This window comes from Streptomyces sp. NPDC020983 (assembly GCF_044333485.1).
GTDB lineage: Bacteria > Actinomycetota > Actinomycetes > Streptomycetales > Streptomycetaceae > Actinacidiphila.
The window spans coordinates 86298-100977 of the sequence record NZ_JBIRRA010000010.1 but is presented as its reverse complement, the minus strand read 5'-3'; the positions used below and the strand labels follow the sequence as shown (position 1 = coordinate 100977).

General features: G+C 71.0%; 13 protein-coding genes. 7 read left to right on the top strand and 6 right to left on the bottom strand.

Annotated elements, in window-relative coordinates:
- Positions 1 to 155 precede the first annotated feature (155 nt).
- The 5 genes from ACH4SE_RS23125 to ACH4SE_RS23105 all read left to right on the top strand — a co-directional run bounded on the left by ACH4SE_RS23125 (position 156) and on the right by ACH4SE_RS23105 (position 7241).
- Positions 156 to 1562, top strand: coding sequence for an ABC transporter substrate-binding protein (locus ACH4SE_RS23125; RefSeq protein ID WP_398545330.1), 1407 nt, complete (start codon positions 156 to 158; stop codon positions 1560 to 1562).
- Between the two features lie 105 nt (positions 1563 to 1667).
- Positions 1668 to 2624 (top strand): carbohydrate ABC transporter permease, encoded by a 957-nt coding sequence (locus ACH4SE_RS23120; protein WP_398545329.1) that lies wholly within the window; start codon positions 1668 to 1670, stop codon positions 2622 to 2624.
- Positions 2625 to 2639: 15 nt separating this feature from the next.
- Positions 2640 to 3530 (top strand): carbohydrate ABC transporter permease, encoded by an 891-nt coding sequence (locus tag ACH4SE_RS23115; RefSeq protein WP_398545328.1) that lies wholly within the window; start codon positions 2640 to 2642, stop codon positions 3528 to 3530.
- 142 nt (positions 3531 to 3672) lie between these two features.
- Complete coding sequence (locus tag ACH4SE_RS23110) at positions 3673 to 5313, top strand: glycoside hydrolase family 13 protein (protein WP_398545327.1); 1641 nt, start codon at positions 3673 to 3675, stop codon at positions 5311 to 5313.
- A gap of 173 nt (positions 5314 to 5486) precedes the next feature.
- The gene (locus tag ACH4SE_RS23105; RefSeq protein ID WP_398545326.1) at positions 5487 to 7241 is read left to right on the top strand and encodes an NAD+ synthase; all 1755 of its coding nucleotides are present in this window, start codon (positions 5487 to 5489) and stop codon (positions 7239 to 7241) included.
- Between the two features lie 71 nt (positions 7242 to 7312).
- Here the strand turns inward: ACH4SE_RS23105 and ACH4SE_RS23100 are convergent, their stop codons facing one another.
- Both ACH4SE_RS23100 and ACH4SE_RS23095 read right to left on the bottom strand, forming a co-directional pair.
- Entirely contained in the window at positions 7313 to 8029 is a 717-nt protein-coding gene (locus ACH4SE_RS23100; RefSeq protein ID WP_398545325.1) for a class I SAM-dependent methyltransferase, read from the bottom strand.
- A gap of 110 nt (positions 8030 to 8139) precedes the next feature.
- Entirely contained in the window at positions 8140 to 8601 is a 462-nt protein-coding gene (locus ACH4SE_RS23095) for a glycine-rich domain-containing protein (protein ID WP_398545324.1), read from the bottom strand.
- Between the two features lie 399 nt (positions 8602 to 9000).
- Here ACH4SE_RS23095 and ACH4SE_RS23090 point away from each other — a divergent pair, with 399 nt between their 5' ends.
- On the top strand, positions 9001 to 10059 hold the full coding sequence (locus ACH4SE_RS23090) for a transcriptional regulator (RefSeq protein ID WP_398545323.1): 1059 nt from the start codon (positions 9001 to 9003) through the stop codon (positions 10057 to 10059).
- A 282-nt stretch (positions 10060 to 10341) separates the two neighbouring features.
- Here the strand turns inward: ACH4SE_RS23090 and ACH4SE_RS23085 are convergent, their stop codons facing one another.
- From ACH4SE_RS23085 to ACH4SE_RS23070, 4 genes are all read right to left on the bottom strand, one after another.
- A complete protein-coding gene (locus ACH4SE_RS23085) occupies positions 10342 to 11274 on the bottom strand; it encodes an endonuclease/exonuclease/phosphatase family protein (protein WP_398545545.1) in 933 nt (310 codons plus the stop codon).
- Positions 11275 to 11910: 636 nt separating this feature from the next.
- On the bottom strand, positions 11911 to 12840 hold the full coding sequence (locus ACH4SE_RS23080) for an anti-sigma factor RsbA family regulatory protein (RefSeq protein WP_398545322.1): 930 nt from the start codon (positions 12838 to 12840) through the stop codon (positions 11911 to 11913).
- Positions 12840 to 13220: an STAS domain-containing protein gene (locus tag ACH4SE_RS23075; RefSeq protein ID WP_398545321.1), complete on the bottom strand. Its 381-nt coding sequence runs from the start codon at positions 13218 to 13220 to the stop codon at positions 12840 to 12842. Before ACH4SE_RS23075 ends, ACH4SE_RS23080 begins: the two co-directional genes overlap by 1 nt.
- Before the next feature lie 226 nt (positions 13221 to 13446).
- Entirely contained in the window at positions 13447 to 13956 is a 510-nt protein-coding gene (locus ACH4SE_RS23070; RefSeq protein WP_398545320.1) for a MarR family winged helix-turn-helix transcriptional regulator, read from the bottom strand.
- Positions 13957 to 13994: 38 nt separating this feature from the next.
- Here ACH4SE_RS23070 and ACH4SE_RS23065 point away from each other — a divergent pair, with 38 nt between their 5' ends.
- The gene (locus ACH4SE_RS23065; protein ID WP_398545319.1) at positions 13995 to 14501 is read left to right on the top strand and encodes a carboxymuconolactone decarboxylase family protein; all 507 of its coding nucleotides are present in this window, start codon (positions 13995 to 13997) and stop codon (positions 14499 to 14501) included.
- Positions 14502 to 14680 lie beyond the last annotated feature (179 nt).

Sequence of the window (14680 nt, the reverse complement as noted above, 5' to 3'; positions counted from 1 at the left end):
ATTCACGCGACATCTTGCGGACATCTATCGGGTTAAGTACGTTGAGCCAACCCGAGACGGTCGCGCTGCACCTGCGCCGGACATGTGCATCATGCGCCGCGGGGGTCCCGATCGCAGTCCAACGACGCGCAGTGGTTCAGGGGAAGGGTTTGATCATGAACGGAATCCGCTACCGCAGACTGGTGGCATTCGCGCTGGTCGCAGGCATCGGATTGACGAGCGCCGCGTGCTCCGACAGCAAGGACACGAAGGACGACGGCGGCGGCAAGGCCAGCAGCTCCAGCGCCGGTACCCCCTTGGACCCGAAGACCAAGGTGACGATCAGCGTCGACTGCATGCCGCCCACCACCAAGAAGGCAGAGCGCAAGCAGTGGCTCGACGATGTCGCCGAGTTCCACAAGACGTACCCGAACGTGACGATCAACAGCAAGGACGCGTTCCCCTGCGAGGAGACGGACAAGTTCACCGCGCAGCTCCAGGGCGGGTCCGAGACCGACGCGTTCTACTCGTACGTCACCGACCTCCAGCAGGTGCTGGACGCCGGCCAGGCCGCCGACATCACCGACTACGTCAACGACAAGACGGTCCCGAACCTCAAGGACATCGACCCGGGCGTCCTCGGCATCCTCAAGGACGGCGGCCGCCTCTACGGCCTGCCCACCACGAACTACTCGATGGGCCTGATCTACAACCGCAAGATCTTCACCGAGGCCGGTCTGGACCCGAACAAGCCGCCGACGACCTGGGACGAGATCCGCACCGACGCCAAGCAGATCCAGGACAAGCTGGGCAGCAAGGGCATCCACGGCTTCTTCGAGTACGGCGCCGGCAACCAGGGCGGCTGGCACCTGACCTCGGCCCTGTACGGCGCCGGCAACAGCGTGGTCAGCGACGACGGCTCCAAGGCGACCTTCAACGGCCCCGAGGCCAAGCAGATCCTGCAGACGATCCACGACATGCGCTGGGTCGACAACAGCATGCCGCAGAGCGCCGGCAAGGAGTGGGGCGAGAGCCAGAAGGCGATGGGCGCCGGCCAGATCGGCATGTACCTCGCCGCCCCCGACGACATCCAGCTCATGGTCCAGCAGTACGGCGCCAACTTCGACGACCTCGGCATGGCGCCGATTCCCGGCGGCAAGACGTCGCTGATGGGCGGCAACGACTACTTCTTCAAGAAGTCGGACACCCCGGACCAGATCAAGGCGGGCATCGCCTGGATCAACTTCAAGTTCCTGACCCTGAAGAAGGGCCAGTTCAACTACGCGCGCAACAAGGCGGACGGCATCCCCGTCGGTCTGCCGCAGCCGTTCTTCTTCACCGGCCAGTCCAAGGCCACGGACACCGCGGACAAGACCCAGTACGCCACGGTGCCGGTCGCGAACTACAAGTCCTACGTGGACGCGCAGGTGCCGGTGAAGGGTGAGCCGCCGAACGCGCAGAAGCTCTACACGGTGCTCGACACCGTGATGTCCGGTGTGCTCAGCAACAAGGGCGCCGACGTCGGCAAGCTGCTCTCGGACGCCGAGACGCAGGCCAACCAGCTGCTGGCCGCGAGCCAGTAGCGGCGCAGCCCCCCGCGGGGCCGGTCCCCGACCGGCCCCGCGGGCGCGGCCCCGGCCCCGATCCCCCCCTCGACCACGCACCGCTTCCAGCCGAGGAGCTTCCCCATGGCGGCGACGACGACCGTCCCCGACAAGACAACACGGCGCCACGCCGGCCGGGCCCCCGGCCCGCGCACCGCGGGCGGCCGGGGCGGCCTGGGCCGCAAGGTCGGCCAGAACCTGCGCGCGTACGGCTTCCTGATCGGCGCGATCATCTGCTTCGGGCTGTTCTCCTGGTACCCGATGGTCCGGGAGTTCATCATGAGCTTCCAGCACACCAAGCGCGGTGTGACGAGCTGGGTGGGATTCCGGAACATCAGGACGGTCTACCACGACCCGTACTTCTGGACGGCCTGGAAGAACACCGGCCTCTTCACGCTCTACGCGCTCGTCATCGGTTTCGCCGTGCCCTTCCTGGTGGCGATCCTGCTCAACGAGCTGCGGCACGCCAGGGCTTACCTGCGGGTGCTGGTCTACCTTCCGGTGATGCTTCCGCCGGTGGCCGGGGCGCTGCTCTTCAAGTATTTCTACAATCCGGAGTACGGCCTCTTCAACCGCATTCTGCACTTCCTGCACCTGCCGACGTCGCAATGGCTGGACTCGTCGCACACCGCGCTGATCTCGGTGGTCGTCGCGGCCACCTGGATGAGCATGGGCAGCGCGACGCTCATCTACCTGGCGGCGCTCCAGAACATCCCCGGCGAGCTGTACGAGGCCGCCGACCTGGACGGTGCCGGCCTGTGGAGCAAGATCTGGCACGTGACCATCCCGCAGACCCGGCTCGTGCTGTCGCTCATGCTGCTGCTCCAGGTCGTGGCGACCATGCAGGAATTCACCAACGTGTATTTGATGGCCGGCGGGAACGGGCCGGAGAACTCCACGATGACGGTCGTCTACATGGTCTACCAGTACGGCTACCGCTACAACAACTTCGGCGGCGCAGCGGCCCTCGGCCTCTTCCTGCTCCTGGTACTCATCGGATTCTCCGGTGTGTACGCGCGGCTCAACCGGAACAGCGACTAGGACGGATCACAGGTCATGGCAGAGTTCACTCCGCAGAACCGGACGCTGATATCGTCCGCGACGCTCGCCCGGCCGCGCGGCAGGCGTATCTACTGGACCGTTCTGACGCTGGTCCTCGTCGTCTTCACGGTGGTCTTCGTCGGGCCCCTGTACTGGATGGTCACCAGCGGCTTCAAGTCCGTGCACGAGGTGGTGCAGAACCCGCCCACGCTCTTCCCGCACCACGCGCACCCGTCGAACTACTCGACGGCGTGGACGCAGCTGAAGCTCGCCAGGCTGCTGTGGAACACCTTCTACTACGCGTTCGGCGCGCTGGCCTTCCAACTGGTCCTCGACGTCGCCGCGGCCTACGCGCTGTCCAAGCTGCGGCCGGTCCTGGGCAACATCGTGCTCGGCGGCATGCTCGCCACGCTGATGATCCCGTCGGCGGTGCTGATCATCCCGCAGTACATGACGGTGCTGGACCTGCCGCTGATCCACGTCAACCTGATCAACCACCCGTGGGCGATCTGGCTGCCGACCGTCGCCAACGGCTTCAACATCTTCCTGCTCAAGCGCTTCTTCGACTCGATCCCCGACGACCTCATGGCCGCGGCGGCCATCGACGGGGCCGGCCCGGCGCGCACCCTGCTGTCCATCGTGCTGCCGATGTCCCGGCCGATCCTGGGTGTCGTGTCGATCTTCGCCGTGGTCAACGTCTGGAAGGACTTCCTCTGGCCGATGCTGGTGGAGCCCGACCCGACGAAGCAGCCGATCAACATCGGCATCAACTCGCTCTCGCAGGGCGTCCCGCAGAACGTCCTCATCGCCGCGCTCGCGATCTCGGCGCTGCCGACCCTGCTGATCTTCCTGCTCTTCCAGCGCAACATCATGTCCGGTCTGACCGCCGGCAGCCTCAAGGGCTGACCGGCCCGCCCGGGCACCGCCCCAGCCTTCCGTAACGCACCACCCACAGCACTCCGCCGCCGGCCCCCGGGCCCCCTGACCCCCGGCACCTCAGCCGTCCCGGGTCGGCGGCGGGGTCCCACCTGCCCGAAAGGACGTTGACGTGGCAGACACCCCTCAGCCCGAGGCCGACGAGAACTGGTGGCGCGGCGCGGTCATCTACCAGGTCTATCCGCGGAGCTTCGCCGACAGCAACGGTGACGGGACCGGTGATCTCGCCGGCGTGCGGTCCCGGCTGCCGTACCTGGCCGAGCTGGGCGTCAACGCTCTGTGGTTCTGCCCGTGGTACCCGTCGCCCATGGCCGACGGCGGCTACGACGTCGCCGACTACCGGGACGTCGAGCCCGTCTTCGGAACGCTCGCGGAGGCCGAGAAGCTCATCTCGGAGGCCCTCGCGCTCGGCATCAGGACCATCATCGACATCGTGCCGAACCACATCTCGGCCGCCCACCCGTGGTTCCGCGAGGCGCTGACCGCCGGACCGGGCTCGCCCGCCCGCGAGCGCTTCTGGTTCCGCCCCGGCCGCGGCGAGAACGGCGAGCTGCCGCCCAACAACTGGCCCTCGCAGTTCGGCGGGCCCGCCTGGACGCGCACCACGAACCCGGACGGCACGCCCGGCGACTGGTTCCTCAACCTCTTCGACTCCGAGCAGCCCGACCTCAACTGGAACCACCCCGAGGTCCGCGCGGAGCACGAGGACATCCTGCGCTTCTGGTTCGACCGCGGCGCCGGCGGCGTGCGCATCGACTCCGCCGCGATGGTCATGAAGGACCCGGCCCTGCCCGACCTCACCGACGCGCCCGGCGTACCGCACCCGTACATCGACCGCGACGAGCTGCACGACGTCTACCGCGGCTGGCGCGCCATCGCCGACTCCTACCCAGGTGCGCGCATCCTGGTCGGCGAGGTGTGGCTGCCCGACGCGGAGCGCTTCGCGCGCTACCTGCGGCCCGACGAGATGCACACCGCCTTCAACTTCGACTTCCTGTCCTGCCCGTGGGAGGTCGACCGGCTGCGCACCTCCGTCGACGTCACCCTGGCCGCGCACGCCCCCGTCAGCGCGCCCGCCACCTGGGTGCTGTGCAACCACGACGTGACGCGTACGGTCACCCGCTACGGCCGCGCCGACACCGGCTTCGACTTCGCCACGAAGGCCTTCGGCATCCCGACCGACCTGGAACTCGGCACCCGCCGCGCCCGGGCCGCCGCCCTGCTCACGCTCGCGCTGCCCGGCTCGGTCTACCTCTACCAGGGCGAGGAGCTGGGCCTGCCCGAGGTCGAGGACATCCCGCTGGACAAGCTCCAGGACCCGATGTACCTCCGTTCGGCCGACACCAACCCGGGCCGCGACGGCTGCCGGGTGCCGCTGCCGTGGAGCGGTTCCGAGCCGCCCTTCGGCTTCAGCCCCGCCGGCGCCGCCACCGGGCCCTGGCTGCCGCAGCCCGCGGGCTGGGCGTCCCGCACGGCCGAGGCGCAGGCCGCCGACCCGGACTCGATGCTCTCCCTGTACCGGGAGGCGCTGCGGCTGCGCCGGGCCGAGCCGGGCCTCGGCGACGGCACGTTCGTGTGGCTGGAGTCCGGCCCGGCGGTGCTGGCCTTCCGCCGCTCGCCGGAGTTCGTCTGCGTCGTGAACCTCGGGGACGAGCCGGCCGCACTGCCCGCGCACCACCGGGTCCTCCTGACGAGCGGGCCCCTCGTGGACGGCCGCCTCCCCGCGGACACCGCCGCCTGGCTGCGCGGGTAGGTCCCGCGCCGGGGCACTCCCCCGGCGCGGGGAACGGCGCTCCCCGGGGCCCCGCCCCGGGGAGCTGTCCGCGCCGGCCCCGCGCCCCGTGCGGCGGGCATCCCCGGGGACGACAGGGCCGGGTGTGACCCGGCAGACACGCATTTCGTCGAGGTGACGATTACACTGGGGGCGTGCCTCGACTACGACTCGCCCTGAACCAGATCGACTCCACGGTCGGCGACATCGCCGGCAACGCCGAGTCCGTGCTGCGCTGGTCGCGGCACGCCGCCGGCCAGGGGGCCCATCTCGTGGCCTTCCCGGAGATGATGCTCACCGGCTACCCGGTGGAGGACCTGGCCCTGCGCTCGTCCTTCGTCGAGGCGAGCCGCTCCGCGCTCGCCGAGCTGGCGGCGCGGCTGGACGCCGAGGGCCTTGGCGAGCTGCCGGTCGTCGTCGGCTACCTCGGCCGCAGCGAGAACGCCCGCCCGCGGTACGGCCAGCCGGCGGGCGCCCCGCAGAACTGCGCCGCCGTCCTGCACGGCGGGAAGGTGGCGCTGCGGTTCGCCAAGCACCACCTGCCCAACTACGGCGTCTTCGACGAGTTCCGCTACTTCGTCCCCGGCGACACGATGCCGGTGGTCCGGGTGAACGGGGTGGACGTCGCGCTCGCGATCTGCGAGGACCTGTGGCAGGACGGCGGCCGCGTCCCGGCCGCGCGCGCCGCCGGCGCCGGCCTGCTGCTGTCGATCAACGCGTCGCCGTACGAGCGGGACAAGGACGACACGCGCCTGGAGCTGGTGCGCCGCCGCGCGCGGGAGGCGGGCTGCACGACGGCCTACGTGGCGATGGTCGGCGCGCAGGACGAGCTGGTCTTCGACGGCGACACGATCGTGGTGGACGCCGAGGGCGAGGTCATCGCGCGCTCCCCGCAGTTCACCGAGGAGTGCGTGATCCTCGACCTGGAGCTGCCGGCCGCCGCGCCCGAGCCCGCGTCCGGGGTCGTCGACGACGGCCTGGAGATCCAGCACCTGACGCTGTCCGGGGAGCAGGTCCCCCCGTACCCCCCGCAGTTCACGGGGACGGTCGCCGAACCGCTCGGCGACGAGGCCCAGGTCTACGGCGCGCTCGTGACGGGCCTGCGCGCGTACGTCCAGAAGAACGGATTCCGCTCGGTGCTGATCGGCCTGTCCGGCGGCATCGACTCGGCCCTCGTCGCGGCTCTGGCGTGCGACGCGGTCGGCGCGGAGAACGTCTACGGGGTGTCGATGCCCTCCGCGTACTCCTCGGACCACTCCAGGGGCGACGCCGCCGAACTCGCCCGCCGGACGGGGCTGAACTACCGCACCGTCTCCATCGCGCCGATGTTCGACGCCTACATGGAGTCGCTGAAGCTCACCGGGCTGGCGGAGGAGAACCTCCAGTCCCGGCTGCGCGGCGTCACGCTGATGGCGATCTCCAACCAGGAGGGCCACATCGTCCTCGCGCCGGGCAACAAGAGCGAGCTGGCGGTGGGTTACTCGACGCTCTACGGCGACTCGGTCGGCGCCTACGGCCCGATCAAGGACGTCTACAAGTCGACCGTCTTCCGGCTCGCCCGCTGGCGCAACGCAGTGGCCGCCGAGAAGGGCGAGACACCGCCGATCCCGGAGAACTCGATCAGCAAGCCGCCGAGCGCCGAACTGCGCCCCGGCCAGGTCGACACCGACTCGCTGCCGGACTACGACGTCCTCGACCGCGTCCTGGAGCTGTACGTGGACCGCGACCAGGGCTACGCGGCGATCGTCGACGCGGGCTACGACCCGGAACTGGTCACGCGCGTCCTGAAGCTCACGGACACCGCCGAGTACAAGCGCCGCCAGTACCCGCCGGGCACGAAGATCTCCGCGAAGGGCTTCGGCAAGGACCGCCGGCTGCCCGTCACCGACCGCTGGCGCGAGGGCGACTGAGCCGCCTCCGCGCAGCGCGTCACTGTCCCTGGCGCCCGCGGCTGCGCCGCTCGTTCCACCGGCCCGGCCTCCTACGCCGGCGTGGCTGACCGGGTCGCCCGGATCAGGGTGGTGGCGACGGGAGGCTGTTCGCCGTTCCCGGGGTCACGCACGGTGTCGGTGGTGAGGTCCGTGAAACCGGCGTCCGTGAGGAGTTTCTCCCAGACCGGTGTGTCCAGGACCCAGCGGTGCAGGGAGCTGGTGGTGCCGTCGTCGTGGCGCATCTGGATGGTGCCTGGGCGGACGTCGGACTCGGCGGCGCGGCCACCCTTGTAGTGGGCGAGAGTGGCGATGACGAAGGTGCCTCCCGGCCGCAGCCCCTCTGCGACGGCGGGTAGCAGGCGGTGCGGGTCGGTGAAGTCGGCGGCACCGAAGTAGGAGTACGCGATGTCCAGGCCGCCGGGGGCGGCCTGGAGGGTCGAGGCGGCGTCGGCATGGACGAATTCCAGGGCGGCCACGTGCCCGTACAGTGCGCGGCCACGGGCAACCTGAGCTCCGGAGGTGTCGATGGCCAGTACCCGGGCCGCACCGAGGGCGCCGGCGATGTGCGCGGCCTGCCGGCCGCTGCCGGAGCCCAGGTCGGCGACCGTGCGGCCGGCGACCTCGCCGAGGACGTCGGCGCCGGGCCCGAGCCGCTGGTACCAGTCCCAGTACAGGCGCCCGGCGGTTCCACGCGCCCGGTCGTCGGAGATGCGGCTGCGGCCGTAGGCGTTCCAGGGATCGGCGGCACGCGCCTGGGAAGAAGTCACCCCCCACATCCTGGCGACTCGACGGCCCGCGCGAGGCCGCCCCTCCGCAATCCACTCGAACGGCTTCGGCGCCTGCCTCCGGAGGCGGAGGCAGGCGCCGAGATGCGGTGTCAGTGGCTGTCGTTGCCGGGGTGGCAGGGGCCGCAGTCCTTGGCGTCGGCTGCCCACAAGGACTCGTCGACGAGGAAACCGTGGAGGGTGATCTGCTCCGCGGTCCGCGGCACGCTGCCGTCGAGCTTCATGTCGACCAGGGGCACGTGGTGCAGGAAGCGACCGTCGTTGTACTTCATGCAGAACTCGGCGTAGGCCACGGTGTCGAGGATCATCGTGTGGACGCCGATGTCCACGATCTTGCCCGGGGCCAGGCCGAGACGCCGGCCACGGGTCTCCATGGCGGTGATGAGGTAGGCGATGGCCTGCCCGAGGACGCGTTCGGCCATCACTCTGTCGAAGGGGTGGTCCCGCATCAGCAGGCCGACCAGTTTGTCCCAGTGGTCGGCCGCAATGAAGGTCCGCGGGTCACGGACCGGCGCGAGCGCGCCGGCGGTGGGGCGTGCCAGGATGGTGGTCATCAGGTGCTCCCTTCGCGAGGCCCCCGGGAGTTCGGGGGCATCCAGGCCAGTACGCCACCGGCGGTGGCAGCACGCCGGCCGGCTACCGGGCTGTGCATGGCGTTTGCAGATCCTGCACAGGGCGTGGACGGGGCGTGCCGCCCCTACTACGGTCGGTGGACCGGCCCTTCCGCCCGTGGAGACGCGATAGTCAACGTCGATCCGCTGTGGAGCAGTCAGCTGGCGCGTCAGCATGTGGAACGCCGACGACCGGGGGGTCTGATCCGCCTGGGGCGCCGCCAGCGGGGCTGGCGGCAGAACGATTTAGGGCATCGGATCGGCTGCTCCGCATCAACCGTGTCCCGACTGGAATGCGGCCCGGTAGGGGATCTGCAACTCCTCCGACAAGCTGCTCGCGAGGTGGGCGTACCGAACGAGGTTCTCAGCGCGGCACTGGGACTGTCCGAGTCGCCCGCCTATACAGTGGCGGGCAGCCGTGACGAGGAGGACCTGATGCGCCGCCGATCCGTGCTCGCCGCCGGTCTGGTCGCCCCGCAGCTCCTGGCGGGGGTCGATGACGCCCTGGCCGCAGTGCCCGCACCCACCGCGGAACCCGTCGCGTTCCGGGCGCAGATGTTCCGGGCCCGGAGCATGTTCGACGCCGGCCGGTACACCCAGGTCCTCGACGGGCTCCCCGCCGTCCTCGCCGGCGCCCACCAGGCCGCCCGCCCCGGCAGCGCAACGGGCTTCGGCCGGCTGTCGACCTGCTACTCCCTCGCGGTGGACGTCCTGACCAAGATCGAGAGCTATGACCAGGCCAGGGTTGCCGCCGACCGCGCCACGGTTTACGCAGACCTGTCCGGTTCGGTCATCGCCGCAGCCGAGGCCGCCCGCCAGACAGCGATCGTCCTGCGGCACCAGGGCAGGAGCCGGGCCGCACAGAAGCTCGTCACGAACGCCGCGGTATCCGTGGAAGCCACCGGACTGGCCACGGACGCCCAGCGAGCTGCCTATGCCCAGATGCTGTGCACAACCGCGTACACCGCGGCGCAGTCCGGGAACAGGGCGGAAGCGCTGACGCTGATCCGGGAAGCAGCAGCCGCTGCACGCGTTCTCCCAGCCGTGGCGCCCCAGGGCAGGGTGTTCCCGGTGACGCCGTCATCGGTCGACGCGTACGCCGTGGGCGTCCACTGGGCGCTCGGCGATTCCGGGGCCGCACTCGACATCGGCAACCGGCTGGTTCCGCAGCAGTTCGCCACGGTCGAGCGGCAGGGACGCTTCCATACCGACATGGCCCGCGCCTGGTGGCAGTGGGGCCGTCCTGAGCAGACCGCAGCCGCTCTGATGGACGCGGCGCGCGTCTCCCCTGCCGAACTCCGCGATCGCCCGGCGATCCGGCGGATCGTCGCCGACCTCCGGCACAAACACCAACACGTCGTCGGCGTAAGGGAGCTGGTGCGGCTGACCGCTGCCCACTGACCTCGAATCCGCGACGTCGTCATCCGCGTACTCGGCGTGTCGCCCCCTTTTCACCCTCCGGGGCAGCCGGTCACCAGGTCCGTCCCATTCCTCGGACGTGGTCCTGCGGTGGCTCCGGCAGCGGCCGGACGAGTTCTGCCGCGGTCATTGCAGTGCGTTGCATCCGGTGGAGGAGCAGGGCCGCGGCGGTTGCGTCCCGGGGCAGCTCGGCACCATCTGCCTCGCCGGACTCCACATCGGGCCATCTGCAGCTGGTTGGCGAGATGATCCGAAAGAAACCGACTAGTCCTTTCCGCCGGGCAGTTGGAGGCGGGCGGCGACCGGGAGGTGGTCGCTGCCCGTCTTCGGCAGCGTCCAGGACGAGCGCGGCTCGGCGCCCTTGACCAGGATCTGGTCGATCCGCGCCATGGGCCAGCTCGCGGGCCAGCTGAAGCCCATGCCGTTGCCCGCGGCGCCCTGCGTGGAGCGCATCTGCGAGGTCACGGAGGCCAGGGCGCGGTCGTTCATCGTGCCGTTGAGGTCTCCGAGCAGCACCACGCTGTGCAGCGGCTCGGAGGTGATGGCCCGGCCGAGCGCGTCCGCCGCCCGGTCGCGCTGCCCGGCGGTGAACCCGGCGTCGAACTTCACCCGCACGGACGGAAGATGCGCCACGTACACCGCGACGGGGCCGTCCGGCGTGCTGACGGCCGCGCGCATCGCCCGGGTCCAGCCCATCCGGATGTCCACCGGACGCACCCCGCTCAGCGGGTACTTGCTCCACAGCCCGACCGTGCCCTGCACCGAGTGGTACGGGTACGCCGCCGCGAGATCGCTCGCGTAGCGCCTGGCCTGGCTCTCCGGCAGTTCCTCCAGCGCGACGACGTCCGCCCCGGCGGCGGCCACGTCCCGCGCGGTGGCGTCCGGGTCGGGGTTGTCGGCGTTGACGTTGTGCGTGAGCACCGTGAGGTCGCCACCGGACCGCGACTTGTCCAGCAGCAGCCCGCCGAAGAGGTTCGACCACACGGCCACCGGGAGCACCAGCGCGATCAGCGCCGTCGTCGACCGGCGCAGCACCGCGACCACCAGCAGTACCGGCAGCACCAGGCCCAGCCACGGCAGGAACGTCTCTGTCAGGCTCCCGAGGTTGCCGATCCGGTTGGGGATGTCGGAGTGGAGGAACAGCACGCCGGCGAGCGCGACGCACACCACCGCCGTGACGATCCCGCGCCGCCACATCCCGGCAGGCCGCCACCACCGCACGAACCTCCGCGCCGCAGCCCGCACCCGGCTCTCCCCCGCCGCGGGCCGCACCTCCTCATCCCCCGCGGTGGCGTCCGTGCCGCTGTGCGCCTGCGTCATTCGGGAACCTCGCCTCGCCGTGCATAGCCGTGCCGGGTGCTGTGCCGACCTTAGGCGATCGGCATGTGAACCGACGGCCCCGCCCGCCCCGCGGGTTCCGCCCGGGGGCGGCTTGTGACGAAACCCGGATGTTCCCCCCTTTTTTCACCAACCGCGCCTGCCGCGGGGGGCGGCCACCGTCCGCGCCTGCCGCGCCCTGGGGCGCGCGGAGCTGGTCCGACACCTGAGGACCTTACCGAGGGCGGGCCGTTTCCGCAGGCCGCAAGGGTACGGCACGGCGGTGGCCGCCCTGACGCGCACAACGTCGCAAGCCGGGCCGGTGTGACGTACGAGCACTGGCGCCGCACCAGCGCGTCCATAGTACGTGTGCAGGTCCTGGACCGTGAGGTGGTACCTGTCGGCCCCGCCTGGTGGCGGGCGGACGTCGGCGACGTGGGTGTCCTGTGCGGTGTCGAGGGCGTGGCCGGGGCAGCGGCCGACGGGATGCCGCCAGGGCCGTGCACGGTTGCGTTCTCAGCGGTTGCTGATCCAGCAGCGGATGGTCGTGCCGTCGGGCCCCGTGTGGATGCGCACGAGGTCGGTGAGGTAGTGCACCATCAGGAGTCCCCTGCCGCCGAGTTGGCCGGGGGTGGGGGGACGGCGGCCGGCCAGTGGGTCGCGCAGGTGCCCGCGGTCGCGTACCTCGCACACCACGTGCCCTTCGTCCGTCCACACCCGTACGCTGCCCGTGCCTCCACCGTGCACCACACTGTTGGTCGTCAGCTCGGCCACGACCAGGGTGAGGTCGTCCAGGCGGATCCCGGACAGCCCGAGCCGCACGGCCTGCTCGACGGCGAAGTGCCGGGCGACCGGCAGCGTACCGGCGGCGAACACCATTTCCTCGGCCTCGGCCGCCGGCGGCAGGGCCTGGTTGTAGGTGGCGATCACCTGGTCGGGAGCGTATGCGGGACTGCGCCGCTCCTCACCCTCGCTGATGACGACGGGGTGGGTGGCGCGGGCGTCGGAGAGAACGCGTTCGCCCAGGCGGTCGGCATCGTACGGGCAGAGGATGGTCGCCTCGCGGCCCTGGAAGGCAGGGTTGATCAGGGCCTCGTGCTGGGCGCACGCAGGATACTCGTCGCTGGTGCGGCCGGCCCAGATCGGCTCGCCGATGATGCGCACCCGCGTTCGGGGGTGGGCGTCGGCGAAGGCGCGCAGCACCTTGGGGATGATGCGGGCGGGATTACGGCCCGCCTCCGTCATGTCGAGGAACCGCACGGCCGCGGCGTCGTCGCCCAGCGCTGTCCTGAGGAGCGCCAGGTTCGGCCCGGGCACGGCGATCGCCACCGGTTCTCCGGCCTTCAGACCGTCGCGGACGAAGGGCACCGTGCCGTCCAGGTACTCGTCCTCGCCCCGGTAGAACAAGGCAGGGTGCTCGAAGGGCTCGATGGCCGGGGCAGTCATCACGCCACCACCTTGATGGCGGGCAGGCCCGGCCAGAACGTGTCCAGGACGCGCCGCAGGACGGCAGGTGGCTGCTCGATCATGACGTGTCGCCCCTCAGGAAGGCTCTGGGCGGCAACCGCCAGGGCCGAGACACCAGCGACATCGACGAAGGTCACCGCGGAAAGTTCCAGATGGCACGCTGCTTCTTCGCTCTGGACGAGCTCGTTCAGCAGCCGCTCCCACACCGGGCGGGTGAGCAGACTGATCTCGCCGGCTGCCTGCCAACCCGGCCGGCCTGCCAGGGGGTGTACGCGCAGCGCGTCCGCGGACCGGGCCGCCGATCCCGCCGTGACATCCGCCTCCCGCACGCCGTCTCCCCCCGAAATGCCACCGATCACCCTGCACAGTATCCCTCACGCACACGATGGTGGGGGCGTGGCCTCCGAGCAGGTGGCCGGCTTTGCGTGCGCGCGGGAAGCCTCCGCACCGACGCGGTGGGCGAGGCGGTCGACCTCCCGGAGCCGGTCCAGCTCGCCGGGGTCGGGTGACGTCGTGGCCCGGAGCCTCGCGCGCTGCCACCGAAGTGGCGCGGGTGATCGATCCGGCATGCGGCACACGCACCGCTCAGGGCGCGATCCAGGCCGCGGCGTCCAGCCGGAAGGCGCCCGGCGCGGCGACGGCCCGCAGACCGTCCTCCATCGTGCGCACCGCCTGCTCGCCGAGAGCGTCGGCCCACTGCGACCGGAGCCGGTCGAAGACCGCGGCGGAGCGGCCGAGGACGTCGTAGCCCGCGGCGCTGATGCGGACGAGCTTGCGGCGCGCGTCCGCCGGATCGTCCGCGCGTACGGCGTAGCCGAGCGCGACCAGCCTGTCGACGGTCTTGCCCGCGGCCTGCTTGGAGATCCCCAGCGCGCGCGCCATGCCGCTCGCGGTGGCCCCGTCCGGTCCGATGGCCTGGAGGGCGAAGGCGTGCGCGGGCCGGAGGTCCGGGTGGCCCTGTGCGGCCAGCTCGGCGTGGACCTCGTCGATGAGCGTGCGGAAGCCCGCGAGGAGCAGCAGCGGCAGCTCGTACCCGGGCCGCGGCCGTTCCTCCGGCTCTTCCCGCTTCCCCGAAACGACAACCTGGTTTACCATCGGATCGTCAACCATGTTGTCCACTTTAGGGGGCTCCCATGTTCACTGCACACACGATCGAGGACGCGCCGCCGGAGTCGCAGCCCGCGATGCGGGCGGTCAGGGAGGAGTTCGGCGTGCTGCCCGACGCGGTCGCGCGGCTCGCCCACTCCCCGGAGCTGCTGAACGGCTTCCTCGCGCTGAACGAGAGCTTCGAGGGCTGCACGCTGGACACGCTCTCGCAGGAGACCGTCGCGATGGCCGTCTCCGTCCGCAACCAGTGCCACATCTGCATCGGGATCCACTCCGCCCGGCTCCGCAAGCTCGACGCGTCCCCCGACGTGATCGCCGCCTTCCGCGAGGGCCGCCCCGTCCCCGACGCCCGCCTCGAGGCGCTCCGCACCTTCGCGCTCGACGTCATGGCGACGGCCGGAGCGGTCGACGACGACACCCTCAAGGCCCTGTTCGCGCACGGCTACACCGAGCGCAACGCCCTCGAAGTCGTCCTGGGCATCGGCGCGTACACCCTCAGCACGCTGGCCAACCGGCTGACGAAGGCGGTCTGATCCGCGTCCCGGACGCCGGAGGGCCCCACCGTTCATCGGCGGGGCCCTCCGGCGCGGCCGGGGGGGGGGCCCCCCCCCCCCCCCCCCGGGGCCGCCCCCCCCCCCCCCCCCCCCCCCCCCCCCGGGGGGGGCGCCCCCCGCCAGAGCCGCAAATCAACCACCCCCCAGACAGAGCGGAG

Coding starts and splice junctions, on each gene's coding strand:
- ACH4SE_RS23125 (WP_398545330.1), top strand. CDS start 156: ATGAACGGAATCCGCTACCGCAGACTGGTGGCATTCGCGCTGGTCGCA.
- ACH4SE_RS23120 (WP_398545329.1), top strand. CDS start 1,668: ATGGCGGCGACGACGACCGTCCCCGACAAGACAACACGGCGCCACGCC.
- ACH4SE_RS23115 (WP_398545328.1), top strand. CDS start 2,640: ATGGCAGAGTTCACTCCGCAGAACCGGACGCTGATATCGTCCGCGACG.
- ACH4SE_RS23095 (WP_398545324.1), bottom strand. CDS start 8,601: ATGACCACCATCCTGGCACGCCCCACCGCCGGCGCGCTCGCGCCGGTC.
- ACH4SE_RS23085 (WP_398545545.1), bottom strand. CDS start 11,274: ATGTGGCGGCGCGGGATCGTCACGGCGGTGGTGTGCGTCGCGCTCGCC.
- ACH4SE_RS23080 (WP_398545322.1), bottom strand. CDS start 12,840: ATGACTGCCCCGGCCATCGAGCCCTTCGAGCACCCTGCCTTGTTCTAC.
- ACH4SE_RS23070 (WP_398545320.1), bottom strand. CDS start 13,956: ATGGTAAACCAGGTTGTCGTTTCGGGGAAGCGGGAAGAGCCGGAGGAA.
- ACH4SE_RS23065 (WP_398545319.1), top strand. CDS start 13,995: ATGTTCACTGCACACACGATCGAGGACGCGCCGCCGGAGTCGCAGCCC.